A 25,216-nucleotide genomic window follows, 5' to 3' on the forward strand; every position below is an offset into this window, starting at 1 on the left:
AATAATTAATGATTAATAATGAAAAAAAAAACTAGCATCTACTCTTTAAAGATTTCGGTGATGGATCGCTATATTAGTCGGGAATTAATGACTTCTTTTTTATTTGGAGTAGGGATGTTTTCATCTTTAGGAGTAGCGGCCGGAGTTTTATTTGATTTAGTCAATAAAGTAACGGAGGAAGGCCTATCAGTTTTGATTGCACTTCAAGTTTTACTATTAAAAATTCCTGAATTTGTAGCCTATGCTTTGCCAATTTCTATTTTATTAGCTACCCTTTTAACTTACGGAAGATTGAGTAGTGATAGTGAAATTGTGGCTTTAAGAAGTTGTGGAATTAGTGTTTATCGTTTAGCCACTCCTGCTATTATTTTAAGTTTAATTATTTCCTGTTTAACTTTTGCTTTTAATGAAATAATTGTACCTAATGCCAATTATACCGCAACTAAATTATTAAAAGAAGCCATAGAAATTGAGACTCCTTTATTAGATGAAAAAGATATTTTTTACCCTGAATATGAATTAAAATTAGAAGAAATCAATAATCACCCTAAGCAATTAAAAAGATTATTTTATGCTCAAAATTTTGATGGAGTATCATTAGGAAATTTAACTGTTTTAAGTTTATCTAATCAAGAATTAAATCAAATTATTTTAGCAAAAATAGCCAAGTGGAATGAAACTGAAAAAGTTTGGAATTTAGAAAAAGGTAAAATAATTAAAATTAATAAAAATAACGGTTATGAAGCGGTTAATAATTTTGAAAAAACTAAAATATCTTTACCAAAAGAACCCTTTGAGTTAGCTTCTCAAAGTAGAGATCCTTACGAAATGAATATAGCCCAATCTTTGAATTATTTAAAATTATTAAAATTTAGTCAAGATGAAAAGAAAATTTTAATGTTTAAGGTAAGAATGCAACAAAAAATTGCTTTTCCCTTTATTTGTTTAGTGTTTGGAATAATCGGCACAGGATTAGGAATTAAGCCTCAAAATAAAGGTAAAGCCACCAGTTTTGGCTTAAGTATTGCCATTATTTTTAGTTATTATTTATCTAGTTTTATGATTGGAGGTTTTGGTATTACTGGTGTAATTTCTCCGATTTTAGCCGCATGGATTCCTAATTTTTTAGGCATAGGAATAGGGGGATTTTTATTACAAAAAGATGAAGGATAACATCAACAATAGACATCTCTTAAAAAATATTCTTTTATATCTTCTAAAGTCAAATCATATTCTTCACCTATTTGGTTAAATAATAATGTAGCTAATTCATTAATTGTTATAGTTTCTTTATGATTAATTTGGACTTTTATCGTGTGCATTGTTTATTCTCCTAAAATCATCTTTTCAATTTCAATTTTAGCCTCCTCTAATTCTCTTTTTGCTTCCTCTTGTAATTGTTTAGCTTTCTCTCTAATTTTTGTGATATTTTCTGCTATTTCATTTTGTTTTTCAATCGGTGGAATTGGAATTAATAACTGTTTAAAAAATTGATCTGATACTCTTTGATGTCCAACTGAACCTGAAAAATATAATTTTGCATAACTTCTTAATGATTTAAGGCGTAATAAAGCATGAATATATTTTATATTAATATTCTTTTTCGCTCTAAAAACATGATATTCTGTTGAACCAAAGCCAATATTATTGATTAAATTTGTTACAACAGCAGATTTTCCATTTTCCATACAAGGGGTAATTTTTGCCCAAATTAAATCATTTTCTAAAAACTTAGTATATCCTTCTGATTCTTGAATGTTTCTTATTTGAGATGTTTCTGCTTCTCCATAAATTTCTGATATGTATTCCATTGGGATAAAAGTAGCTTTATCATCTAATTTATATCCTGTAAATCTTGTTAATGGATTAATAAATACCCAATTTGACAATTTTTCCATTCGATAAAATTTTGTTTCTAAAGAAAATTTTTTATGATGAGCAGGTGCATCAAATCTACCCCCTGAAATATCGCTTAATTTACGGCAAAAAATGCGATTATTAATATTATTTTCTTCAGGTTGAGGTAATTCTATTCCTAACTCCCCTAATAGACATCTCCAATAAATGATAAAGCTTATATGGTAACAGTTTCATCTTTAATCAGCACTCAGCAATCAATCCCTGTAAAGTTAATTTCACGTCAAAATTTCGTCTAAATCTAATTTCGTCCCAAAAGTATGACTAATTAAAACATCAATTACTTCATTTGATGACGATGATTTTACTATTTCTAAAACTAAACTCTTAATTCTTAATCTCACTAACCCACAAACTGTTAAAAATACTGACTGATATTTGTCTTTTCTTAATCTAAATCTTTCTCTTGCTACTCGCCATATTTTTATGATTCTAATTAAATGTTCTATAAATATTCTGACCGATGAAATCTTTTTATTTTCTTCTTTTTCTTCCTGAGTTAATACTCCTTTTTCGGTTTTTTCTTCGGGGTAATAATTTGTGGCTCTCCCACATAAGCTTTATCCCCTTTAAACCTTTGATCTATCCCAAACTTCTTGAGATTTTGACGACAAATGTTAATATCACTTGAAGCGCCCTGGTTTTCCCGCCACTACATCCACAATATCTCGGCCTTTTGGAAGACTAATTAATTGATTTTTAAAAGTATGTTCACATTTTTTTCCACTATAATATTTTTTCTGTTCTTGATAGTCTAAAGGTCTTTCTCTTGGCTGTTCTTCACTATCTACTAATAATTCATTTTCCTTCAATTTTTCCAACATTTCTTCTATTTTTTCTGGGGACTTTTTTACTTGTTCTAGTAAAGAGCATGGCAAAGCTTCTCTCATAATTTTTTGCCAATAATCAAACAAATTATTCGCCGTTGATTCACTTACTTGAAAGATGATACCTAATAGTTGAAAACTCAGGTGATGTCTTAAATAAATTAAAGTCAAAATAATCTGGTTTTCTTTTGAAAGCTTACTCTCTCTACCACCACCGGAATTGATAATTCTAGTTTTTTGTTTTTCGGATTCTTCTTTTGCTTGTTTCTCCAAGATCAAAAGATGTGCGATTAGCTGTTGTAATTGTTCATAATTAATTCCTAATAATCTTTTAGTTGCTTGTTTGTGATCTTGAATATATTGCCAAGTATAATTACTCATTTTTGTTATTTCTCCTTAAAATCTTTGTTGATGATAGCTTAATTTTTTTATTTCTATTATATTATAGAGATGTCTAATAAATAATCATCAATACTATCAAGTAATCTTTGTGCTTCCGCTTCCTTTTCTTTTTTAGAATTGTAAGCATTATCCATTTTAGCTACTATTTGATTTTGTTTTGTTATGGATAACAAAGGAATGCTTAAAGAACTAATCTCGTCTAAATTAATATTAGCTCTTGCTACAGGTCTTTTTATTCTTTCCAAAACATCTTGACCTACAGGAGTAAGCAGAAATGTTCTTACAAATTCTGGAATTAAAGTTTTTTTTAGTCTAACTCCTGCGATCGCTTGATTAATATTTGCTTCATATTGACCTTTAAAAACACCTACTTTCCCAATTGTTGCTCCAACAATTGCAATTAAAATATCATTATATTTTAGTTGAGAAATTTTCATTAAATTATTATGAATATTTGATTTTATATACAATAATTGAGCTAAATTAATACTGCCATCTTCAGAAAAATCACCACTTCTAATAAAAGCAATTCCTTCATTTTTTTCACAATAAGCATCACCACCACTTTTAGGTGTTATACCCGAAAAAATTGATATACTTTGACTGCCTAATGTTACACAATTAATTTTTTTTAGTTTTTTCTCATTTTCAATAAACTTTAATTGATAAAAATGAGGTGCTATTCTTCCATTAATCTCACTCAATTTAACCAAAAATATTTTATTTTGATCAACATTTTCACCTAAAAAAAAACTATCCTCACCCCTTTCAATCGCTTCAATAAATCTTTTTAATTCCTCACCAATAAAATCTAATTCATTATGATTAGTTTCCTTTCCTGTGGCATCATAACCAATATCTTCAGCTATAGCCATAAAAATAGCATAATCAGGTAAAGAATCTTGTTTTGAACTTAAATATTCATCTAATAAATTAGCCTTAATCTCATCAATCCGCTCCCGAAATTCATTATTAACCTCCGTTTTCCATTCCTTAAAAAGATCAGAATTTTGTAAAGCTTTACCCTCTAAACCTTCCACATTTTCAAAACCATCTAAATTTTTAATTTTCTCTTTTTTCTCTTTCTCAAGTTGCTTTAATAAATCAAAATAATTAATCTTAGATTTAAGATCATCTTGTAAATTTAACTTTTGTTCTTGGATCTTTTTCGTAGTAGTAAAATCATGTTTTTTCAGAAATAAAATAGAACTTTTAACCCCCGCCCCCGTAGCTTGAAAAGCAGTTTGAGGTAAAGAAATTACCCCTACAATTCTAAATTTTTCCTCAATCCAATCCCTCACATATTGTAAACTAGAATTAGTTAAAATACCATCAGGGACAACAATTGCTAAATAACCACCCTCTTTTAAATATAGATAACATTGTTCAATAAAGAGAATTTCAGTATTTTGATTTTCCCTTTCTTTGCGCATACTTTTAGGATTTAACCAGTCAATTTCTTTCCAAGCAAAATCATAATTATTCATGTAAGCTTGTTCAGTTTGCTTAACAGTTGAACCAAAAGGAGGATTAGTAATAATAAAATCAAATCTATTATTAGCAAAACCTTGATTATTTGTCTTAATTCTTATTTCCTCACTGGGTAACAAACCATCGGCAGAAATAACATTAGTATGCCCATCATCATGGATAATCATATTCATTTTAGCAGTACGGGCAATTTGCTCATTAATTTCAATCCCAAACAGATTTTTTTCAGCAAAATCATGCCAATATTTATAATGTTCAATTGAATTTTCTGCATAATATTCCTTAGCTTGTTGCCTAATTTTATCTAATACATGAAGTAAAAAACCACCACTACCGCAAGAAGTATCTAAAACTAAAGAATTATTAGTTATTGGTAATACCTCAACAATAAATTTAACGATATTTCTAGGAGTAAAATATTGTCCAAAATCACCCCTAAAAAATGAACCCATAAAAGTCTCAAAAGCCCTACCCTTACTATCTAAATCCGTATCACCTAAATTAATTCCCTCTAAATAACCCACCACAGTGCGCAATTTTTCCGCACTTAAACGAATATCATCTTTAAAAACTTCAGGGTCTTTTTTTCGCCCTTCATCATAAAGAGATTTAATCCTTTTTATTAATTCAGTATTTGTTTTTTCTTCTGTGTCTTCTCGAAAGATTTGAAAATCATAAGCTTCCCCCTGTTTACGAGGTTTTTTCTCATCCCAAATCTTACAAAAAATCAATTTATCTAACTCATCAAAAGCGCTAGAAGGATTCAATTCACCACCACCCCAAAGGGCATTATGAGCCTGTTTAAATCGTCTTGTTAAATCATCTTCTGTCACAATTTCTAACTCAAATAATCTTTGCCCATTAACCTCACCGCCATTTTTTGCATACTTAAATTTAGCCAATTTAGTAACACCAAATTGGGGAATATCAGGGATCGAAATGCGCGCTTTAGGCTTTTCCTTTGGCACTTCAAAATATTCATCTTTAATGCCAGAAGTTACCCAAACATATTTAGCACCTTCCGCTACAGCATAACTAAAACCCTGCTCGATCGCCTGTTTAAATTCTAATTCTGAAACATCTTGTTTTTTACATTCAACTAAGATATGAGGAGATTCTTTTTTATCATCATTATAAACAATAATATCAGCTTCTTTAGTAGTTGATCCCATCGTGACAGGAACAAATTGTAAAATTTTATCAGGGGAATAACCATAAATTAAAACCAATTTTAAAAAAGTTTCAGCTTGTACTTTTTCTTCAGGATTGTTATAATTTCTTTGCTTATTTTGATGAAGATAAGTAATAGATGTTTGTTCATCATTAAACTTTATTAAACTTTTTTTAAGACCTTGATTGATTAAATTCATCTTGTACCTAAATATTTTACCTAAATAATTGAATTGATAAAATCAGAGAATAATCATTTTTACCATAAAAGTTACAGCTTAATTATTAATAATTGTTAAGTGCTAAAAAAATAATCAGGTAAAACAAGTATATTAGTGGTGACGCAAATCCAAAAAATTGAATTTTGCTCATACTTCTGTTATGATCCAAACAGAAAATAAGAGTTAAAATCTTTACATTTATGAAAACAATTATTATTACAGGATCAACGAGGGGAATCGGCTACGGTTTAGCTAAAGAATTTTTAAAACAAGGTTGTCAAGTAACTATTTGTGGTAGAAATTCCCAAAAATTAGAGCAAGTCTATCAAGCTTTTTGTCAAGAATTTTCAAGGGAAAAAATCCTAGCAGTTAACTGTGATGTCAGTCAATTTGAAGATGTACAAAATTTATAGAATCAAACTATAAACCGTTTTCAAAAAGTTGATATTTTCATTAATAATGCAGGTTTAAATTTACCAAGATTTCCCATTTGGGAACAAAACCCAGAAAGAATTAATGAAATTATTAATACTAATTTAACAGGCACGATTTACGGTGTTAAAGTTGCTATTTCCCAGATGAAAAAACAAGGTTTTGGAGCAGTTTATTTAATGGAAGGATCAGGTAGTGATGGCATGAAAGTTAAATATTTAAGCCTTTATGGTACGACTAAATATGCTATTAGATTTTTAAAAGATTCTTTAGTTGATGAAGTAAAAAATACTAATATTATTGTGGGGGCAATTAGTCCGGGAATTGTCGTTACAGACTTATTAAAAGGGGAATATGATGATAGTGAAGAACAACAAAAATTATGGCAAAATGCGAAAAAAGTTTTTAATATTTTAGCTGATTATGTGGAAACTGTTACCCCTTATTTAGTAGAAAAAATATTAGAAAATCAGCAAAATGGAGCGCGTATTGCATGGTTAACTATTCCTAAAGTTTTACAAAGAGTGATTTGTATTCCTTTTAATAAACGTAATTTATTTGATTAATTTTAAATTATTTTAGTTTATAATTAATATAATATTCAAAATCATCTTCTTCAAAAACGATGAGGAGGTTAATAATGAATTATCATAGATTTAATTTGTATTTTAAAAAGGAGATCCATTGATGTTTAAATCAATTTTTATTTTAACTGAACTCGATAATGATGATCTGGATTGGATCGCACAAAAAGGTAGAAAAAAAATCATAAAAAAAGATACAACTCTGATTTATGAAGGAACAAATATTAATGGTTTTTATATTATTTTAGAGGGATTATTTAAAATTACAACCAAAGCTTCAGGTAATAAAATCATTGCAAAAGTAGGTACTGGGGAATTATTAGGGGAAATTTCTTTTATTGATCCACGCCCTCCCCTTGCCACTGTAACAGCCTTAGAAGATTCAATTGTGTTGGAAATATCCCGACTAGAATTAAATTTTAAACTATTTCGCAATATTGGTTTTGCCTCTCGTTTTTATCGTGGTTTATCAATGTGTTTAGCCGATCGAATGCACACAATGATCAGTCAATTAGGTAGGGATCAAACTAATCGTAATCATAAGAAAAATGAAGAAGAAAATCCTTTAGATCAATTAAATCCCTATATTGTAAATAACTTAGAAATTGCCCAAGTTAAATTTAATTGGTTAGTGGCTAATACTAAATTTTCATAATTAGAAAATAAGTTTAAATTGTTGTGATCAATCAATGAGAATCAATAAATAATAACAAAAATGTAAACTTTTTGATATAATTTTGATATAATTTAAAAAATTGTACCAATAAAAACGATCACGAAATTGTCAAATTATGTTAAAAAGTGCCATTGTAGCCTATCTTCACTATCTTGGTTTAATGTTAAGTTTTGCCTCTTTAATCGTTGAATATTTCTTTTTTAAAAAAGAAATTAATGTTAAAGATGCCAAAATTGTTGGAATTGCTGATGGCATTTATGGCATTTCAGCAACTACTATTTTAGTTACCGGAATTTTACGAGTAATGTATTTTGGGAAAGGCTCGGAATATTACTTAAATAATAATTTTTTCTGGGTCAAAATTACCTTATTTATTATTGTTGGTTTATTATCCCTTTATCCTACTATTACTTTTATTGTTTGGTGGGTTAAAGACTTAATAAAAGAACAAGCTCCAACTATCACAAATAACCAATATCAGATCATTTCATGGTCTATTAAAGGGGAATTAATTGGTTTTATTTTGATTCCTTTAATGGCCGCTATTATGGCAAGAATGAGTTAAATTAACCTGCACAAAGTAGGTTTTGTTTATGTAGCAAAAGGTTTTAACCTTTTGCGATAAAATTAAGATAAAATAAAAATTGTTATTTTCTCAAAATTGTTAAAGCTTTATGACTAAAGTTATTAAAGGCAAAATTTTTGTCCTAGATGATAATATTGATACCGATCAAATTATTCCGGCCGAATATTTAACCCTTGTACCTTCAAAACCAGATGAATATGAAAAATTAGGCAGTTATGCTCTGATTGGTTTACCCGATCGCTATGATAAATTTATCGAAGAAGGACAGATCAAAACTCAGTATCCGATTATTATTGCCGGAGAAAATTTTGGTTGTGGTTCATCACGGGAACACGCCCCCATCGCCCTTGGAGCGTCTGGAGTTAAGGCCGTAGTGGCTCAGTCTTATGCTCGGATCTTTTTCCGCAACTGCTCCGCTACGGGGGAATTATATCCTTGGGAGTCGCAAGATCGGCTCTGTGATCTATTTAAAACAGGTCAAGAAGTAACCATTGATTTTGAAAATGATCAATTAATTAATCATACTTTAAATCAAGTTTATTCGTTAAAATCTTTAGGTGATATTGCTCCGGTAATTGATGCGGGAGGAATTTTTGCTTATGCTAGAAAAACAGGGATGATTTCTACTTAATTATTCTATAATTTAATTAATTGTCAATTGTCTGCGATCATTGCCAATTATTGAAAATTCACTGTTAAATTTGTAATTATTTAATCCAATAAATTAACAACAATTATGCTAGTCAAATCTACAACTCGTCATATTCGTTTATATACTGCGGAAGTTAAAAATAATCAATTAATTCCCAGTGAAAATGTATTAACTTTAGATGTGGATCCAGATAATGAATTTAACTGGACTACTGATGCTTTACAAATGGTTTATCAGAAATTTGATCAATTAGTAGAAGCTAGTAGTGGTGAAGATTTAAGTGAATATAATTTAAGAAGAATTGGCTCAGACTTAGAGCATTTTATTCGTCAATTATTATTACAAGGAACTATTAGTTATAATCTAGGGGCAAGGGTTTTAAATTACAGTATGGGTTTACCTAAAATTGATAATCCGGCCACCGATGGTAAATGGTAATAACAATTAATTAAAAATTAAATGAACGGTTGACAATTAATTAATAAAGTTATTGTCAACTGTTCACTTTTAAACTAACTATTTAATTATCAATTTAATTAAATGAACCAATGGCAAAAATCAATAAATTTGTAAAAATAAAACCTCAAAAATAAAAAAAAATTAATCGAAATTCTTGGGCAATTAATAGTTAATTTTATCATTAAAAATTAGATGGACTTTGTGCAGAAATTGATCATAATATTCAATTAAATCATAATTTTATTGGAGTAACTTATCCTAATAAAAAAGAAGAAATTAAAGAAATTATTAAAACAGTTAACCTGTGGGCAATGTCGAGTAATTTTTTTAGAATGGTTAAGATTAAAAGATTAATTTTTCCCCTTTTATGAGATAATCAAATTAAACACAAATTGTAATGATTAAATTTTATTAAAAATATGGCTCAAATTCAATTTTCCAGAGGCTTAGATGAGACTGTCATCCCCGAGGTGAGACTAACTCGCTCCAAAAGAGGTGATACTGGCACAGCTACTTTTTATTTTAATTCTCCTAAGATTTTAGATGGAGATAACACCAATGAAATTACCGGAATGTATATGATTGATGAAGAAGGTGAAATCATTACAAGAGATGTTAAAGGTAAATTTATTAATGGTAAAGCCCGCGCGATCGAGGCTAAATATATTATGTCTTCTCCTGAAGAATGGGAGCGTTTTATGCGCTTTATGGAGCGTTATGCACAGCAAAATGATTTAGGTTTTTCTAAAGCAAACTAAATATCAATTAACAATTGACAATGGACAATTAAAAATTAACAATTAACAACTAAAAATTATTGTCCTTTGTCAATTATTAGCAACTATTTAAAAATAGTGCTAATCCAAGTTTTACAATGTAAGAATTCTAATTTTTTTATTATGGAAAACTCAAATTATTCAGGATTAATATTTTTACTTAGTATACTTTCTTTTGCAGGTTATCAATGGTGGGGATACAAACAAAGAAATAATATTTATATTCCGCCCGTAGTTACCCAAACAACCTACATTCAACCCTCATCTGGTATCCCTATTTCTGATGAAGCTTATAGTAAAGTAAAAGATAATATGACTTTATTAGAAGTTGAACAAATTTTAGGAAAAGGGAAACTTATTAGTGAAGGAGAATCTAGTGGTTATGTTTCCACCGTTTATACTTGGGAATGGAATATAGGTAATGAATATCATTCTGTTATTGTTACATTTCTTAACGGAAAATCCAATGGAAAATCAAGAGGATAATATTATAGATGACTGATTTTAACTTAAATTGTCCTTTACCAATTCAAAATTATCCCCAAGTATTATTAGCTCATGGTGGGGGGGGTAAATTAATGAATCAATTAATTTCCCAAATGTTCACCCCAAATTTAACACCAGATCACATAATTCAACATGATTCAGTATTATTAAATCTACCTACCAATAAAATAGCATTTACTACGGATTCCTATGTGATTAATCCCCTATTTTTTCCGGGTGGAAATATCGGAGAATTAGCTATTTATGGCACAATTAATGATTTAGCAATGAGTGGGGCAAAACCTTTATATATAAGCCTTGGCTTAATTTTAGAAGAAGGTTTAGACATGGCAATTTTATGGCAAATAATCCAATCAATAAAACAAGCTTCTCTTAATACTAATGTGCAAATTGTAACCGGAGATACTAAAGTTGTAGATAAAGGAAAAGGAGATCAAATTTTTATCAATACTTCAGGTATAGGCCTAGTTGAACATGAGCAAATTATCGCCCCAATTTCCATTGAAAAGGGAGATTTTATCTTATTAAATGGGGATTTAGGTCGTCATGGAATTGCCATCATGGCCACAAGAGAAGGCCTAGAATTTGAAAGTGAAATTATGAGTGATTGTGCGCCCCTTCATCAAGAAATCTTAGATTTATTAAATCATCAAATTGAAATACATTGTTTAAGAGATTTAACAAGGGGAGGTTTAGCTAGTGCCTTAAATGAAATTGCTCAAAGTGCGAATTTAAAAATAACAATTGAAGAAAAAAAGATAGCAATTCAAACTAATGTAATGATGGCTTGTGAATTATTAGGATTTGATCCTTTATATGTGGCTAATGAAGGAAGATTTATTGCTTTTATTCCTGAAAAAGATATTAATAAAGCTCTAATTTTATTACAAAAATATAATCAAAATGCTTCAATTATTGGTCAAGTTACTGATAAAATTGAATCGGGAACTATGGCTTTAGTTACTCTTAAAAATACCATAGGAAGTAATAGAATTGTTGATATGTTAAGTGGGGAACAATTGCCCAGAATTTGTTAAAATTGAACATCAAAATTGATCATTTAAGACTTTTTTTAGACTTATTACTTATTACTTGAATTGCCTTAACTTCTCAAATTAACTTTAAATTTTTCCGTTAAAGTTTCCCTTACTTTTTGATGGATCGGCTCTATATCTTCATCGGTTAAGGTGCGATCGCCTGAACGATAAACCAGATTGAAAGCCAAACTGCGCTTACCTTCTGGCACATTTTCACCCTGATATTGATCAAATAATTCCACTTGATTTAATAATTCTCCTCCCACTTTCGTCATGGTTTGAGCTAACTCAGCAACCGTAATATTTTTATCAGCAAAAAAGGCTAAATCACGCTCAGAAGCGGGATAAGTAGAATAAGCTTTAAAACGAGAAATCATTAAATTTTCTGAGGTTAAAGCTTTAAATAAAATATCAAAACTCACTTCAAATACATAAACCTCATCAATTAAATCTTTTTCTTGACGTAGTTGGGGATGAATTTGTCCAAAAATACCGAGTTTTTCACCATTTAACCAGAGGGAAGCAGTGCGGCCAGGATGTAATCTTTGATCACTTTGATCCGCCTGATATTCAATCTTTAAACCTAATCGTTGAAATACCGTCTCTAAGAGACCTTTAGCCTGATACCATGTCATTAAATCAGGTTTTCCGCTTCTTGTCCAACGGCCTTGGGGGCTAATATCACCCCCCATAATACCTGCGATCGCATCCCCCTCTTGAAAACCTGTGTCACTATTCCAGAAAATACGCCCGATCTCAAAACCGTTTAAACCGCCGTTACCTTGGGCTAAATTATAGCGGAAAGCCGAGATTAAACCCGAGATTAAATCGGTGCGCAGGGCTGAATACTCGCTAAATAGAGGGTTTGCAATGGTAATTTCCTTACCTTCGGGCTTAACAAGGGAATATTGCATTAATTCGGTCAAACCCACGCCACGCAAGGCTTCTCGGATTTGACGGCGAACTTTTTCCGGCTCAGACAAATATCCGGCCTCTGTTTTACGGGGTAAGGTATCACAAAAATGGTCATAGCCGTAAAGCCTTGCCACTTCTTCTATTAAGTCAATTTCCCTTTCTAAGTCACGGTAACGGTAGGGAGGCACTTTAACGCTCCATATATCAAGATCAAGGGGCTTTAACTCACAACCTAAAACGGTTAAAATTCTTTCCACATCGGCGGCGGCAATATCGGTAATCTGATCATCTACTTTCACCTGTCCTAAAATTTGATGAATTCGGCTTAAACGTAACTTAATTTGCTCTTTTTTACTCAGATCGGGACGGTGATCGGCTTTGGCTTGATTGGTGCTTTGACCTTGTGCTAACTGCTCTAACAGTGCGATCGCTCGGTTTAAGGCAAGGGGAAATTCAGCCTGATTAACTCCCCTCTCATAACGGGTAGAAGCCTCAGTTCTTAAACTTTGACTACGCGCCGATCGCCGAATGGTAACGGATTCAAATAAAGCGGCCTCTAAAATAATATTTTTAGTTTCCTCATAAACCTCGCTTTGCTCTCCTCCCATCACTCCGGCTAAAGCTATGGGGAGATCATTGGCCGTAATGACTAAATTTTGAGGATTTAACTCTCTTTTTTGTCCGTCAAGAGTGGTTAAAATTTCTTTTTCTTTCGCAAAACGGACAGAAATAGTTAGATCATTAGAATTAGTTAAAGCCTGTAAACGGTCTCGATCAAAGGCGTGTAAAGGTTGCCCCCATTCCAATAAAATATAATTAGTCACATCAACCACATTATTAATCGGCCGGATCCCCGCCCCTTGTAAGCGCCATTTGAGCCAATCGGGAGAATCGGCAATTTTTAAATTCTCCATCGCCGTGCCAATATAAGCGATACAGGCTTTAGTATCAGGGAGATTAATTGTTAAATTAGCTTGATTGTGAGGAATTTGAGGATTAGGAGCTTGGGGCATTCTTAAAGTTGCTCCGGTTAAAGCAACTACTTCACGGGCTACTCCCACCATACTTAAAGCATCGGCACGGTTAGCAGTAGCAGTTAAATCTAAAATTACATCATCTAAACCCAATAAAGGGCGCACATCACAACCAGTTTTTAACTCAGTATCAGGGAAAATATAAATACCATCTGACTCTTTTTCTAAGCCTAATTCTTTTAAAGAACAAATCATTCCAGATGATTCTATTCCCCTTAATTTAGCTTTTTTAATTTTTAAATCAATATTAGGTAAATAGGTGTTTAAAGTGGCTACGGGAACATAGATACCCGCTCTCACATTGGATGCACCACAGACAATTTGAGAGGGAGTATCCTCACCAATATCCACCTGACAAACACTCAGTTTATCCGCATTAGGGTGAGGTTGACGCTCGATCACTTTTCCGATCACCACCCCATCAGCCCAAGTCCGGCGATCTTCAATATCTTCCACCTCAAAACCTGCAATAGTTAAGGTTTTGGCTAATTCTTCTGCTGTTAAATTAATTTCAACTAATTCTTTTAACCAATTTAAAGAAATTTTCATAGCTGTTTTGATCTCAAAAGTTACCTGTTAAATAATAACAGAAAATATCCCTCAACAATTGACAATTGACACTGGAGACTTGACCATAACATCCCCTTAAAATCACAATTAACAATTGTTGAAATACCACATCACGGCAAAAAATATGATTGGTGATCCCCTTGGTGTATTACTCAAAAAGCCTTAATCTTAGCTATTTTGAGGTTTTTTTGAAAAAAACTTGATTTTTTCGTCAACATTGGTTAGCATAGGAAACAACAGGAATCGGTAATCAGTTAATCTTAATTAATTTTATTTGTATTTTAAAGAAGAGAACCATTTATGGCGGCTAGTACCAGTACACTTAGTAATAATCCAGATAAAGAAAAAGCTCTCGGTTTAGTCTTAAAACAGATTGAAAGAAGTTTCGGGAAAGGTTCGATCATGCGTTTAGGGGATGCGGCTCAGATGAAGGTGGAAACCATCCCCAGTGGTGCTTTAACTCTGGATCTTGCCCTTGGCGGTGGGCTTCCCAAGGGGCGTATTATTGAAATTTACGGGCCAGAAAGTTCAGGGAAAACAACTTTAGCTCTCCATGCCATCGCCGAGATCCAAAAAAGAGGAGGAGTAGCGGCCTTTGTTGATGCGGAACACGCTTTAGATCCCACCTACTCTAAGATTTTAGGGGTTGATATTGATAATCTTTTAGTGGCTCAACCTGATACGGGTGAATCTGCTTTAGAAATTGTGGATCAATTGGTGCGATCGGCCGCCGTTGATATTGTGGTAGTTGACTCAGTGGCCGCCCTTGTGCCAAGAGCGGAGATCGAGGGTGAAATGGGGGATGTGCAAGTAGGTTTACAAGCTCGTTTAATGAGTAAAGCTTTGCGCAAAATTGCCGGAAATATCGGCAAATCAGCCGCAACAGTCATCTTTTTAAACCAATTACGTCAAAAAATTGGCGTTACCTACGGCAATCCCGAAGTAACCACAGGGGGAAATGCTCTTAAATTTTATGCCTCTGTGCGCTTAGATATTCGGAGGATTCAAACCCTCAAAAAAGGGAGTGAAGGGGAATATGGGATTCGTGCGAAAGTTAAAGTGGCCAAAAACAAAGTCGCTCCCCCCTTCCGTATTGCCGAATTTGACATTATTTTTGGCAAAGGAATTTCCGGTTTAGGTTGTATGTTAGATATTGCCGAAGCTAACGATATTATCGTGCGTAAAGGTGCATGGTATAGTTATAACGGGGAAAATATTGCTCAAGGGCGCGATAATGCGGTAATTTATTTAGAAGAAAATCCCAAAATTGCCGAAGAAATAGAGGTAAAAGTCAGAGAAACTTTTGCAAATAATCCTCAATGTGTTAATCCGATAAGCTCCGCCGTTCAAGATGAAGAAGAATAAATAATAAGTAATAAGTAATAAGCAATTAATAAGCAATAAGTAATAAGCAATAAGTAATAAATAAAATAATAAATAATAAATTTTAAATATGACTAATAATCTCAAATTAGATGCTGATGTAATCATTGTGGGAGGCGGTATTGCCGGAACTGCCTTAGCTTGTGCTTTAAAAAATACTCATTTAAAAATCGTCATTATTGAAGCCCAATCTTTAGGAAATGTCGTTAATAAAAAATTTGCATACGCCTTATCTTTAATGTCTAGTGCAATTTTGAAAGGAATTGGAGTCTGGGATCAAATCTTTCCCCAAATCGGCAAATTTGAGAAAATTAGGCTTTCTGATGCGGATCATGCCAATATTATTCATTTTGAAAAACAAGACTTAAATAGTCCATTTTTAGGCTATGTAGGCGAACATCAATCTATTTTAAAACCACTCCAAAAATTATCTCAAAATAATCCTAATATTACTTGGTTTGAAAACAGTAAATTAATCAATATTTCTGAAGAAAAAGATTATATTACTGTAACAATTGAGAGAGAAAATCAACAACAAAAATTAAGCGCCAAATTAATAGTTGGAGCAGATGGGGCAAAATCTCAGGTGCGTCAATGGGCGAACATTCCCACAAAAGGCTGGAAATATTGGCAGTCTTGTGTCGCCTTTACCATTAAACACACCGCACCAGTCAATAATATTGCTTTTGAAAAATTCTGGTATAACGGGCCAATGGGCATTTTACCCCTACCTGATCATCGTTGTCAAATTGTTTGGACGAATCCCCATGATGAAGCCAAAGCCTTAGTGGAAATGTCAGAAACTGAGTTTTTAGAGCGTTTAAAATTGCGCACGGGTGATTATTTTGGTGATCTAACTTTAGTGAGTCAAAGGGCTTTATTTCCCGTACAATTAATGCAGAGCGATCGTTATGTCCAAAACCGTTTGGCACTGGTGGGAGATGCCGCCCATTGTTGTCACCCCGTAGGAGGGCAAGGCTTAAACTTAGGGATTAGAGATATTGCCGCCCTCGCTCAAATTTTAGAGGAGGCCGCATTAAAAGCAGAAGATATTGGCTCAATCTCCGTATTAAAACGCTATCAAAATTGGCGCAAAAAGGAAAACTGGGTAATTTTAGGCTTTACAGACTTTTTAGATCGTCTTTTTTCCACAGGATTTTTCCCCATTGTTTTAGTACGGCGTTTCGGCTTATGGTTAATGAGTAAATTACCCATGTTGAGACTATTTGCCTTAAAACTAATGACAGGTTTAAGAGGAACTCGTCCTAAATTAGCTAAAGTTTTATAGTATGTTCCCGTAAAATAATTAAACACAAACAAAAAATTAGCTCATTTTATCCTAAAATTGAACTATTTTTATTAAAACCTCTCCCTTAAAGGGAGAGGTAAAAGTGAAAATATATCATTTCTTTCTTCTGGATTCTAGTAAAGCAAAATCTTTTTTCTTCGTTCCACCATCATATTCCCATGCGTAACCCTCAGCAACCATAGAGTCGTTAAGGCATACACCATCAACATATAACCTACCAAGTATTCGGCCATACTTTTCAGTGGAATCGGGAAGCTGTGTCCTAATAAGAATTTCGTGTTCTCCTTCTACTTTCTTTTTAAGCCACTCTTTCACTTCAAGCCCAAGTTTCTTTTCATAAGCATCAGTCGTTCTGCTTTCTGGGGTATCTATACCAGAAAGACGGATTCGCTTAGTAAGGCTTATATCAAAACCAAGATCAATTTCCGCATCAATAGTATCACCATCTACTACTTTCTGAACGGATTTTATTTTATAGACATATGGATCTCTGTCAGCCATTATTTTTTTGCTCCGATTGAGATAATAATATAATGATAAAAAGTTATAAAAGAGAGTTTTTGAGTTATTCCCTAAAAACAGATTTAGTTAAAGTTAAAAATGCCATCAGGACAGCAAAATCATACCATCAAAACGGGAATAAAGTCAAAGAAAATAACTGAAAACTCTTATGATATGAGGGTAAAGGCCGATCAAAAAATTATCTCTTTTGTTAACTGGTCATTTGTTCTAACTCTTGTTGAAATTTTGAAACTTGAGCGCAAACAATGGGGTTAGGATCATATTTTAAGACGGGCAATAATTCTAAACAAATGCGCGGACTAGCTTCTTTCAAATACCATAAAACCGCCTCTCTGACTATATTACTGGGATGTCTTAAACAAACTAAAGTAGCTTCTTTGGTGATCGTCCACCGTTGCGATCGCCCCAAATGAAAACAACAGGCTAATGTCCAGTCTGACAGAAAATGACGAAAAGTGATTAAATGACGGAGGCGATCGCTCGGTTTCATGGGTTTATAGGGTACAATTGTATCAATAATCGCCATTTTACTTAAACTTAAAGTTATACCACCCTCTAATAATTCTAAAATTAAAGCTTTTTGGGGTAGATCTAAGGTATTATCTAACAGTTCTAAACCTAAAGCGATACTATTTTGATGATCAGAATCTAAATTTAACAAGGCCGCTTGAATAGAGGATAAAGGGTATAAAAACTGCATCAACAGGAAACAACGCTCTAAAATATCTTTTTGCATACCCATCAAGGCCGAGTCAAGCAGATCAACTTCTTCACCCTGTACCCGATCTCGATTTAAGTCTAATCTCGCACTGTAGATCTGTCCTAATAATAACAATTCTTGATCAATTAAGGTTTCAATGCCACTGCGTCCCACCTGATCTAAAACCGTTTCAATGCCTACTTCTCCCCCTGTTTTGAGGAGAATGCGTAAAATATTACGGCGAGAAATACCCCAACTACTAATTAACTGTTGTACTAACTCGCTTAAAGCTTCAGGTGAAGCAATTTCGGCCATAATGCCCCACATTTGAGAGCGAAGAAAATCCGGTTGACGAAGATCAACCGATAATTCAATTAATAAAGGTAAGGCATCATTGCCCATTTTTATTAAAGTATGTCTGGCTATTTCCCTTGTAGATTTATAACTTAAACCCTTTAATAAAGAGGGATAATAACTATTAATCCGTTTTATGCCGATTACTTCTAATAAAGCCGCCCTAACTTTAGGTGATTCATCCTGTAATAATTGGGGAATATATTTAATAATAAAATCTAAATCCGTAATATCTTGTAAAGATTGAGTTCCAACCATCCTTTCCCTTTCACGTTTAGAAGTTAACATTTTTTCAAGGGTAGTTTGGGCTATTTCCGTTTCATTAGAATTACCTTGACGGAATAATAAACTGGCCGCCGTAGCTCTGACTACCACATCAACTCGATCGTTTAAATAAGGTTTTAAAATTTGCGGATCTAGATCCGTTTGGGATAACCATAAATAACGCAAAGCCAAGCCTAAAACCTCGATCGGCGGTTTTTTCTCCACTAAACGCTGAACTTCTAAACGATAGTTAGCAGTAGGATTTTTTAACATCGCCTCTAAACTTTGTTTCTGTAAGGCCGCAGATAAGGTAGTTAATAACGGTGATAACACTTCCCCCGCATTCATGGGATCAATTCTTTCTAATAATTGAATACAGGATCTTTGATCAGCCTCGGTGGTTTTCTGTGCTAAAGACTCTAAAATCGCCCGTTTAAAGGCTTTTAAGTCCACATCGCCAAAACCTAAACGTCCTTTTTCCGCATCTTGGATCAATAAACTGACATAATTTGATCTTAATAACCATGCACTTAACGCCCAGACGGAAGCAAAAACCACGATCGCAGCGATAAAAATACCCCCTTGTAACTCTCGAAAAGAACTTTCACTTTTTTCGGGAAAATACCATTTTAAAAGGTTAATTCCCGCAAAAATACTTAACCCTGTTAAACCTGTGGCGATGGGTTGCGCCACCCCTTGCACAAAAGTTTGAATAGAACTGCGAATTTCACTAGGTAAAGGTTGAAATAAAAATGGTTCAATTCCGGCAATTAAAGTATAACGTAATAATTCATCAAAAAAGCGCAGAATAATTGAACCAAAAAAGATAATTTGGGCGGCCGTAATCACAGCATTAAACCCTAAAAATTGATTTAAAATTAAGGTGGTAAAACCTAAAACCGATAGGGAAATCGGCAAAAACATGGCCGCTACAAATACCCCTAAACGCTCAACTGCCCTACTAGAAACAAACCACTGGGTCATTAATTCAACTAGGCCTAAAACCCCCGAATAAATCCCTAAAAATTTGGCTATATCATCGGCTTTAATATTAGCTTCTAATTCTCCTAAATATTGAAATTCAACTAATAAATATAAAACTTCTCCCATCACAAAAAAAGCGAATAAAGGTATAATATACTTTTGCAGAGAAGATGAAGTTTTTTTCGAGGCAAAACCACCTTTTAATTCTTCTAATTCTTTGACTGGACTATCAGGAAATGCCTGTTTATATTTCTTAGTTAAATAGAACAAAATCCCCCCACCAACAAGGATCATAAAGGCTGATACCCATAAGATATTTTCTACATTCTTTAATAAAGGCAGTAAAATTAGAGATAAAGAAAATCCTGCGATTACATCTCCCACTAATAAACCACTAGAAATAATAGGATAGGTGCGTTTTATTTCCCGAATATTAAAAATTTGATTGGCGGCCACTTGAGTATTAAGATCATTGAGGGTATCCTGTGCATCTAACCATAAACGCAAAATAAAAATCGTTGCGATCGCAATAAATTCACCAAAATAAGTTAAATCAATGGTAATTCTAAAAATAACCAAAGGTAAAGACATTAAAAGGACAATAATTATAAAAACCTGTCTTAAAGGTAGATTTTTTTGTAACCATGAATAGAGAAAACCCAACCCCGATCCCATTAAAGCACTAGCAATATAAATAAAGGGTAAATTTTCAGCACCACATTTTTCTAAAAATAGTGAAACCACAGACTGTTCAAACCAGACCATGCCGATGGAGGTCATGGTATAAAAAATGAACATTAAAAAAGTGCGTTCCCCTTCTTCTGGCCTTAAGTTGACCAGTCTTAAAAGATTTGCTTTCCAATCATTACGAGGGCGATTTCTAATCGTTTTCATTGGTTATTTGTTATTCGTTATTGGTCACTGGTCATTAGTCATTGGTCACTGTTCACTGTTAAATTACCAGATAATTTTAGACCGTTGATCTAATATTAACTCATACACATCAGTGGTTTGTTGAGCCAACTTAGCCCAATCAAAACGCTCTTTTAAATCTCGATAAGCATTTTCCGTTAAAAATTTACCATAATCAGGATTTTTTAAAACTTCCAAAATCCCCCATGCCAAAGAATCAGGGTTATTCACATGGGTCACAATGCCCGTTTTACCATGTTGCACCACTTCAGGCAAGCCTCCTGTACTAGACACGACAACGGGAACACGCGCCGCAAAACTTTCTAAGGCCACAATCCCAAACGGCTCATATAAACTCGGAAACACAGCACAATCGGCGATGGTTTGAAACTTATCAAGGTCATCATCACTCATAAATCCGGTAAAATTACATTGATGACCAATCCCCAAATGCCAAGCCTGATTTTGTAAATGATGAGTATTCCCACCGCCAATAATGACAACTTTAACCTTGCCTCCCATTTCCCATAAAACTTTAGGAGAAGCATTTAATAAAACTGAAACACCCTTTTCATAAGTCATGCGCCCCACATAATAAATAATTTTTTGGTCATCTTTCGCAAAACGATTACGAAAACTAACAGCATCAAAATTAGGATCAGGCTGTTTTTTTTCAGGACAAATACCATTATAAATCACATCTAATTTATCCCAAGGTGTCCCTAAAGCCCGTTGTAGTTCATGACGCATATAATTACTACAAATAATCACACGCCACGCCTCCCCCGTTAAATATCTTTCCTTATCCGCAATATAACGATGAATGTCATTATGAATGCCATTATGCCGGCCGTACTCCGTTGCATGGACAGTAGCTACCAAAGGCAATTTAAAATGATGTTTCAAGGCGATGGCCGCATCAGCCACCAGCCAGTCATGGGCATGAATTAGATCAAAATTACCAGATTCTTTTATTAATTGACCACCATAGCTCCCCATACTATGATTCATATTGCCGATCCATGTAAAAAAATGCTCATTATGTTGTACAGGCACTCGATGCACATAGATCCCATTAACTTTTTCAAAAGCAGGAGCATGACCAAACTCCATTGTCATTAAATGAACTTCATGACCCATCTTGACTATTTCTGGATATAGTTCTGCTACATGACGGGCGATCCCGCCAACAATGCGAGGTGGAAACTCCCAAGCGAGTACCAATATTTTCATAAGTACCGACAAATATTCTAAATTTTCACTATTATAAACAAAAGTCGAACAAATCAAATTAGTTGAGGGAAAAATCTAAAGATTTGTAAATAACGCTAAGATATTAATTAAAATAGTAAACTAGAAAAGAAAGAATGCCATCTTTTGAACAAAATGACAAAGAACTCTTGTCAAAAGTGCTAGAGCCATTATTGGAAGATTTCCAATATTGGTTTGCCCGTACTCGTCAATTATTAGAAAATGAGATGATCTCATTTTTAACTCCAGAAGAACAGGGGGAACTATTAGAACGAGTCAAACAAGCACAACAAGAAGTAAATACTACTAAAATGATGTTTCAAGCCACAGAAGGACAAGTGGGAGTTAATCTATCCACTGTCTTTCCTTGGCATCAACTTGTGGCCGAATGTTGGAAAATCTCCTTTCAATGGCGATCTCTCAAAAACAGTCAATCATAATCAGTCATCAGTCATCAGTCTTTAAAATCGCAATTTAAACAATTATGAAAAATCTTTAGGAGAATTTTTTAATGATTCATATCATATATGTTTTAGCTTTTACCATTATTGCATTTTTCGCAATTAGTAATTTAATTCGTAATTTAATTGCTGTCAATAGTGATGCTAGACGTTTATCATATCAAGATGGACGCTTTAGCAATCATGGCACAACTGGGCGTAATGGTAAATCAGTTCCCCATCCTGAATTATTAGATGATCTGGGAAGACCAGTCAATGAACCATTATTAGTAATGCGTTCTGTTAGTGTAGAAGAAGCCCGTCAAAAGTTAGATCAAATTTATAATTCTTCTCCATCTGTTCCCAAAGAACCTGAAGAATAAGATCTAAATTGTTCGAGATATTTTCTCCCTCTATGGTATAATAAGGGAGAACGAGGACACGTAGCTCAGTGGATAGAGCATCAGATTCCGGTTCTGAGGGTCGGGGGTTCAAATCCCTCCGTGTTCGTTTTTATTTTTGTCAAATTAATGTCGTCTTGACAAATTATGCTCATTTTATATACATTGTTGTTTTAATACTAACATGAATGTATTATAGGTATTTTTGCTAGAATTGTCACTATGACAGAAAAATTTTTTACGACAAAAGAGGTAGCAAAAATTACGGGCTGTAGTCTTCGCCAATTGCAATATTGGCGAGAAAGAGAGGTTATTGTGCCTATGGTTAATGCGACTGGTACGGGCAGAAGTATTTATTATGCTCAGGAGCAGTTGTCAGAAATTGCCGTGATGCTGTATCTTTTATCTTTGGGTTTAACTTTTCAAATGGGGATGGATATTTTAATTGATTTACGTTCTCATCAACTTATTGGACTTTGGACAAAAAATTAGATTTAATGAAGCTCACATCAGACCGAAAAAATTAAAATAAGATATTTATATTAAGAGAAATTGAATATTGTCTAATAGCATAATGTCAAATAATAAACTTTCTTTCTCAACAAGTTTGTTCTATAGATTAGAATAAATAGATAGTTTATTATTCAAAATAATATGAAAATCAAAAATAAAAATTACCAAGAAGTTGAACAATTTATTCAAGGTCGTCAACGATTATATCAAAGTCTTGGTTTAAGAAAAGATGCCTTGATGAATTTACTCGATGCTCTTAGTAGTAATCAAGATGCTAAAACAGTCGTGGAATTAAGTTTAAATCCTCTATTTAAACATAAATACCAAAGTATTTATCGAGCAATTGCTGATTTTAATAAAGCGGGAAAAAAGAAATCACAAATCACAAATAAAGCCGAAATATCTAAGATTATTTTAGAGAGTATTCCTCAAAATAATCAGCGAAAGTTTCATCTATTTGGCATTGATGTAACCCCTAATTCACGCCAGTTTTCTCCTACTGTATCTGATAAAACGTTTATTCATCAACCTAACAGTATTAAAGGCAATAAACCCATCAATATTGGTCATGCTTATTCTTGGCTTTTTTACTTACCTGAAAAAATATCTAATTGTGATGCTTCTTGGACAATTCCTTTATCAGTTCAACGAGTAAAAAGCGATGAAAAAGATGTTTCTGTTGCTCATAAACAGATTAATAAAGTTTTGACAGATTCATTATTATTTAAGATAATTCTATCAGTTATTGTCGTAGATTGTCTTTATAGTCAAAAAGATTTTATTGGCAAACAAGTTCTTAATCAAGATCGACTTGTTGTCACCAGAGTTAAAAGTAATCGTGTTTTTTTTCGTCCTTTTGTCAAAGATTCTTCTGAGTTAAAAAGTGGACATCCACGTTGGTATGGTGATAAATTTGATTTAAAAGATTCAACTTCTTGGCATCCCCCTGATGATTTAATTCAAACTAATTTTACTACGAAACGTGGTAAATTATTAAATGTCAAAATTAAGGGTTGGAATAATATGTTAATGAAGGGAACAAAGGAACATAAATTGCATGATTATCCCTTTACATTATTGGAAATTACTGTTACTGATCAAGAAGGTAATTCTATTTGGAAACCAATGTGGTTAATTGCCATTGGTAAACGCCGTAACGAATTAACTTTGCTTGAAATTTATCAATCTTATCGTCAACGTTTTGACTTGGAACACTTTTTTCGATTTGGCAAACAAAGATTATTAATGAACGACTATTTAACCTCTCATACAAGTTATGAAGAAAACTGGATGAACCTAATTTTAATTGCTTATATTCAATTGTGGAATGCAAGGAATTTAGCTGTTTGCTTACCCCGCCCTTGGGAGAAATATTTGCCTAATTTTCGTGAGAGTAAGATTACCCCAGTGCTGTTCAGAGAGACTTTTATAGAATTATTAGCACCATTGAGATCAATTCTAATTTTCCCAAACCCCGTGGTTATTCTTCTGGACGGAAAAAAGGTGAAATACAAGTGAAAAGACCACGTTATCAGGTTATAAAAAAGAATCAAAAATGTCAACAAAATAGCTAAATTGCTGTTAGAAACGACTGTTAATTAATCTTTTTTCCCCTAAAATTATTTTAGGTTAGTTTTACTTTGTCTATTTTTTTATCTTCTATTTTAACCTCTACCAATTTCTTTTTGTCCAAAGTCCAAAACTTAATTTAGCGGAGGATCAAGAGCCTCAACGCCTAATGTTATGTTGGAATGGTGAAAGGTTTGAGTTAGAAACTTTTAGTAAGGAAAGGGCGATCTCTTTTTTAGAGAAGGGTAAAGCGGTTATTCCTTTATGGTTAGATGAGATTTATCAACAATTACAAGAAAAATTAAAGGTTTAAAGAAATAAACAGTATTGTTCTTAATAAAAATTAAGTACCAAGGAA

At 33.0% G+C, this 25,216-nt stretch carries 22 protein-coding genes, 1 tRNA gene and 3 pseudogenes; 17 read left to right on the top strand and 9 right to left on the bottom strand.

All coding sequences use genetic code 11. The features are described from left to right. The first annotated feature begins 18 nt into the window (after positions 1-18). The gene (locus Anndu_RS01735; protein ID WP_464102718.1) at positions 19-1,173 is read left to right on the top strand and encodes an LptF/LptG family permease; all 1,155 of its coding nucleotides are present in this window, start codon (positions 19-21) and stop codon (positions 1,171-1,173) included. Between the two features lie 2 nt (positions 1,174-1,175). Here Anndu_RS01735 and Anndu_RS01740 read toward each other — a convergent pair whose 3' ends face one another. From Anndu_RS01740 to Anndu_RS01760, 5 genes and pseudogenes are all read right to left on the bottom strand, one after another. Continuing rightward, positions 1,176-1,322, bottom strand: coding sequence for a hypothetical protein (locus Anndu_RS01740; protein ID WP_464102719.1), 147 nt, complete (start codon positions 1,320-1,322; stop codon positions 1,176-1,178). 3 nt (positions 1,323-1,325) lie between these two features. Next, on the bottom strand, positions 1,326-1,898 hold the full coding sequence (locus Anndu_RS01745; RefSeq protein ID WP_464102720.1) for a restriction endonuclease subunit S: 573 nt from the start codon (positions 1,896-1,898) through the stop codon (positions 1,326-1,328). A 237-nt stretch (positions 1,899-2,135) separates the two neighbouring features. Beyond that, the gene (locus Anndu_RS01750) at positions 2,136-2,261 is read right to left on the bottom strand and encodes a hypothetical protein (RefSeq protein ID WP_464104148.1); all 126 of its coding nucleotides are present in this window, start codon (positions 2,259-2,261) and stop codon (positions 2,136-2,138) included. A gap of 57 nt (positions 2,262-2,318) precedes the next feature. Next, positions 2,319-3,125, bottom strand: a pseudogene (locus Anndu_RS01755) (transposase); the annotation flags it as partial. A gap of 56 nt (positions 3,126-3,181) precedes the next feature. Further along, positions 3,182-6,007: an N-6 DNA methylase gene (locus Anndu_RS01760; protein ID WP_464102721.1), complete on the bottom strand. Its 2,826-nt coding sequence runs from the start codon at positions 6,005-6,007 to the stop codon at positions 3,182-3,184. Positions 6,008-6,228: 221 nt separating this feature from the next. On the opposite strand from Anndu_RS01760, the pseudogene Anndu_RS01765 reads away from it, so the two are divergent. The 8 genes and pseudogenes from Anndu_RS01765 (at position 6,229) to hypE (ending at position 11,737) form a co-directional block, all read left to right on the top strand. Beyond that, a pseudogene (locus Anndu_RS01765) lies at positions 6,229-7,026 on the top strand (SDR family oxidoreductase). A 121-nt stretch (positions 7,027-7,147) separates the two neighbouring features. Next, entirely contained in the window at positions 7,148-7,699 is a 552-nt protein-coding gene (locus Anndu_RS01770; RefSeq protein WP_464102722.1) for a cyclic nucleotide-binding domain-containing protein, read from the top strand. Positions 7,700-7,835: 136 nt separating this feature from the next. Continuing rightward, on the top strand, positions 7,836-8,285 hold the full coding sequence (locus tag Anndu_RS01775; protein WP_464102723.1) for a DUF2214 family protein: 450 nt from the start codon (positions 7,836-7,838) through the stop codon (positions 8,283-8,285). A gap of 109 nt (positions 8,286-8,394) precedes the next feature. Next, on the top strand, positions 8,395-8,937 hold the full coding sequence (locus Anndu_RS01780) for a LeuD/DmdB family oxidoreductase small subunit (protein WP_464102724.1): 543 nt from the start codon (positions 8,395-8,397) through the stop codon (positions 8,935-8,937). A gap of 105 nt (positions 8,938-9,042) precedes the next feature. Next, positions 9,043-9,396: an NAD(P)H-quinone oxidoreductase subunit M gene (gene ndhM, locus Anndu_RS01785; RefSeq protein WP_464102725.1), complete on the top strand. Its 354-nt coding sequence runs from the start codon at positions 9,043-9,045 to the stop codon at positions 9,394-9,396. Positions 9,397-9,836: 440 nt separating this feature from the next. Then, the gene (gene psb28, locus Anndu_RS01790; RefSeq protein ID WP_464102726.1) at positions 9,837-10,175 is read left to right on the top strand and encodes a photosystem II reaction center protein Psb28; all 339 of its coding nucleotides are present in this window, start codon (positions 9,837-9,839) and stop codon (positions 10,173-10,175) included. 141 nt (positions 10,176-10,316) lie between these two features. Continuing rightward, positions 10,317-10,679: a hypothetical protein gene (locus Anndu_RS01795; protein ID WP_464102727.1), complete on the top strand. Its 363-nt coding sequence runs from the start codon at positions 10,317-10,319 to the stop codon at positions 10,677-10,679. A gap of 8 nt (positions 10,680-10,687) precedes the next feature. Then, entirely contained in the window at positions 10,688-11,737 is a 1,050-nt protein-coding gene (gene hypE / locus Anndu_RS01800; protein WP_464102728.1) for a hydrogenase expression/formation protein HypE, read from the top strand. Positions 11,738-11,802: 65 nt separating this feature from the next. Here the strand turns inward: hypE and pheT are convergent, their stop codons facing one another. Next, the gene (gene pheT, locus Anndu_RS01805; RefSeq protein WP_464102729.1) at positions 11,803-14,235 is read right to left on the bottom strand and encodes a phenylalanine--tRNA ligase subunit beta; all 2,433 of its coding nucleotides are present in this window, start codon (positions 14,233-14,235) and stop codon (positions 11,803-11,805) included. Between the two features lie 321 nt (positions 14,236-14,556). On the opposite strand from pheT, the gene recA reads away from it, so the two are divergent. Both recA and Anndu_RS01815 read left to right on the top strand, forming a co-directional pair. Continuing rightward, on the top strand, positions 14,557-15,621 hold the full coding sequence (recA, locus tag Anndu_RS01810) for a recombinase RecA (RefSeq protein ID WP_464102730.1): 1,065 nt from the start codon (positions 14,557-14,559) through the stop codon (positions 15,619-15,621). An 88-nt stretch (positions 15,622-15,709) separates the two neighbouring features. After that, entirely contained in the window at positions 15,710-16,927 is a 1,218-nt protein-coding gene (locus Anndu_RS01815; protein WP_464102731.1) for an FAD-dependent hydroxylase, read from the top strand. A 114-nt stretch (positions 16,928-17,041) separates the two neighbouring features. On the opposite strand, the gene Anndu_RS01820 is transcribed toward Anndu_RS01815, so the two are convergent. From Anndu_RS01820 to Anndu_RS01830, 3 genes are all read right to left on the bottom strand, one after another. Next, entirely contained in the window at positions 17,042-17,449 is a 408-nt protein-coding gene (locus Anndu_RS01820; RefSeq protein ID WP_464102732.1) for a thermonuclease family protein, read from the bottom strand. A 211-nt stretch (positions 17,450-17,660) separates the two neighbouring features. Next, positions 17,661-20,666: a hypothetical protein gene (locus tag Anndu_RS01825; RefSeq protein WP_464102733.1), complete on the bottom strand. Its 3,006-nt coding sequence runs from the start codon at positions 20,664-20,666 to the stop codon at positions 17,661-17,663. A 63-nt stretch (positions 20,667-20,729) separates the two neighbouring features. Next, positions 20,730-21,917, bottom strand: a complete 1,188-nt coding sequence (locus Anndu_RS01830) for a glycosyltransferase family 4 protein (RefSeq protein WP_464102734.1) — start codon at positions 21,915-21,917, stop codon at positions 20,730-20,732. Between the two features lie 134 nt (positions 21,918-22,051). Here Anndu_RS01830 and Anndu_RS01835 point away from each other — a divergent pair, with 134 nt between their 5' ends. The 6 genes and pseudogenes from Anndu_RS01835 to Anndu_RS01860 all read left to right on the top strand — a co-directional run bounded on the left by Anndu_RS01835 (position 22,052) and on the right by Anndu_RS01860 (position 25,171). Next, entirely contained in the window at positions 22,052-22,375 is a 324-nt protein-coding gene (locus tag Anndu_RS01835; protein WP_464102735.1) for a DUF2605 domain-containing protein, read from the top strand. A gap of 71 nt (positions 22,376-22,446) precedes the next feature. Next, complete coding sequence (locus Anndu_RS01840) at positions 22,447-22,758, top strand: DUF2973 domain-containing protein (protein WP_464102736.1); 312 nt, start codon at positions 22,447-22,449, stop codon at positions 22,756-22,758. A 54-nt stretch (positions 22,759-22,812) separates the two neighbouring features. After that, positions 22,813-22,885, top strand: a tRNA-Arg gene (locus tag Anndu_RS01845). A 113-nt stretch (positions 22,886-22,998) separates the two neighbouring features. Then, positions 22,999-23,268, top strand: a complete 270-nt coding sequence (locus Anndu_RS01850; RefSeq protein WP_464102737.1) for a MerR family transcriptional regulator — start codon at positions 22,999-23,001, stop codon at positions 23,266-23,268. A 162-nt stretch (positions 23,269-23,430) separates the two neighbouring features. Beyond that, a pseudogene (locus tag Anndu_RS01855) lies at positions 23,431-24,863 on the top strand (NF041680 family putative transposase). 164 nt (positions 24,864-25,027) lie between these two features. Then, positions 25,028-25,171, top strand: a complete 144-nt coding sequence (locus Anndu_RS01860; RefSeq protein ID WP_464102738.1) for a hypothetical protein — start codon at positions 25,028-25,030, stop codon at positions 25,169-25,171. The last annotated feature ends 45 nt before the right edge of the window (positions 25,172-25,216 follow it).

The organism is Annamia dubia NIES-4383, assembly GCF_055394725.1.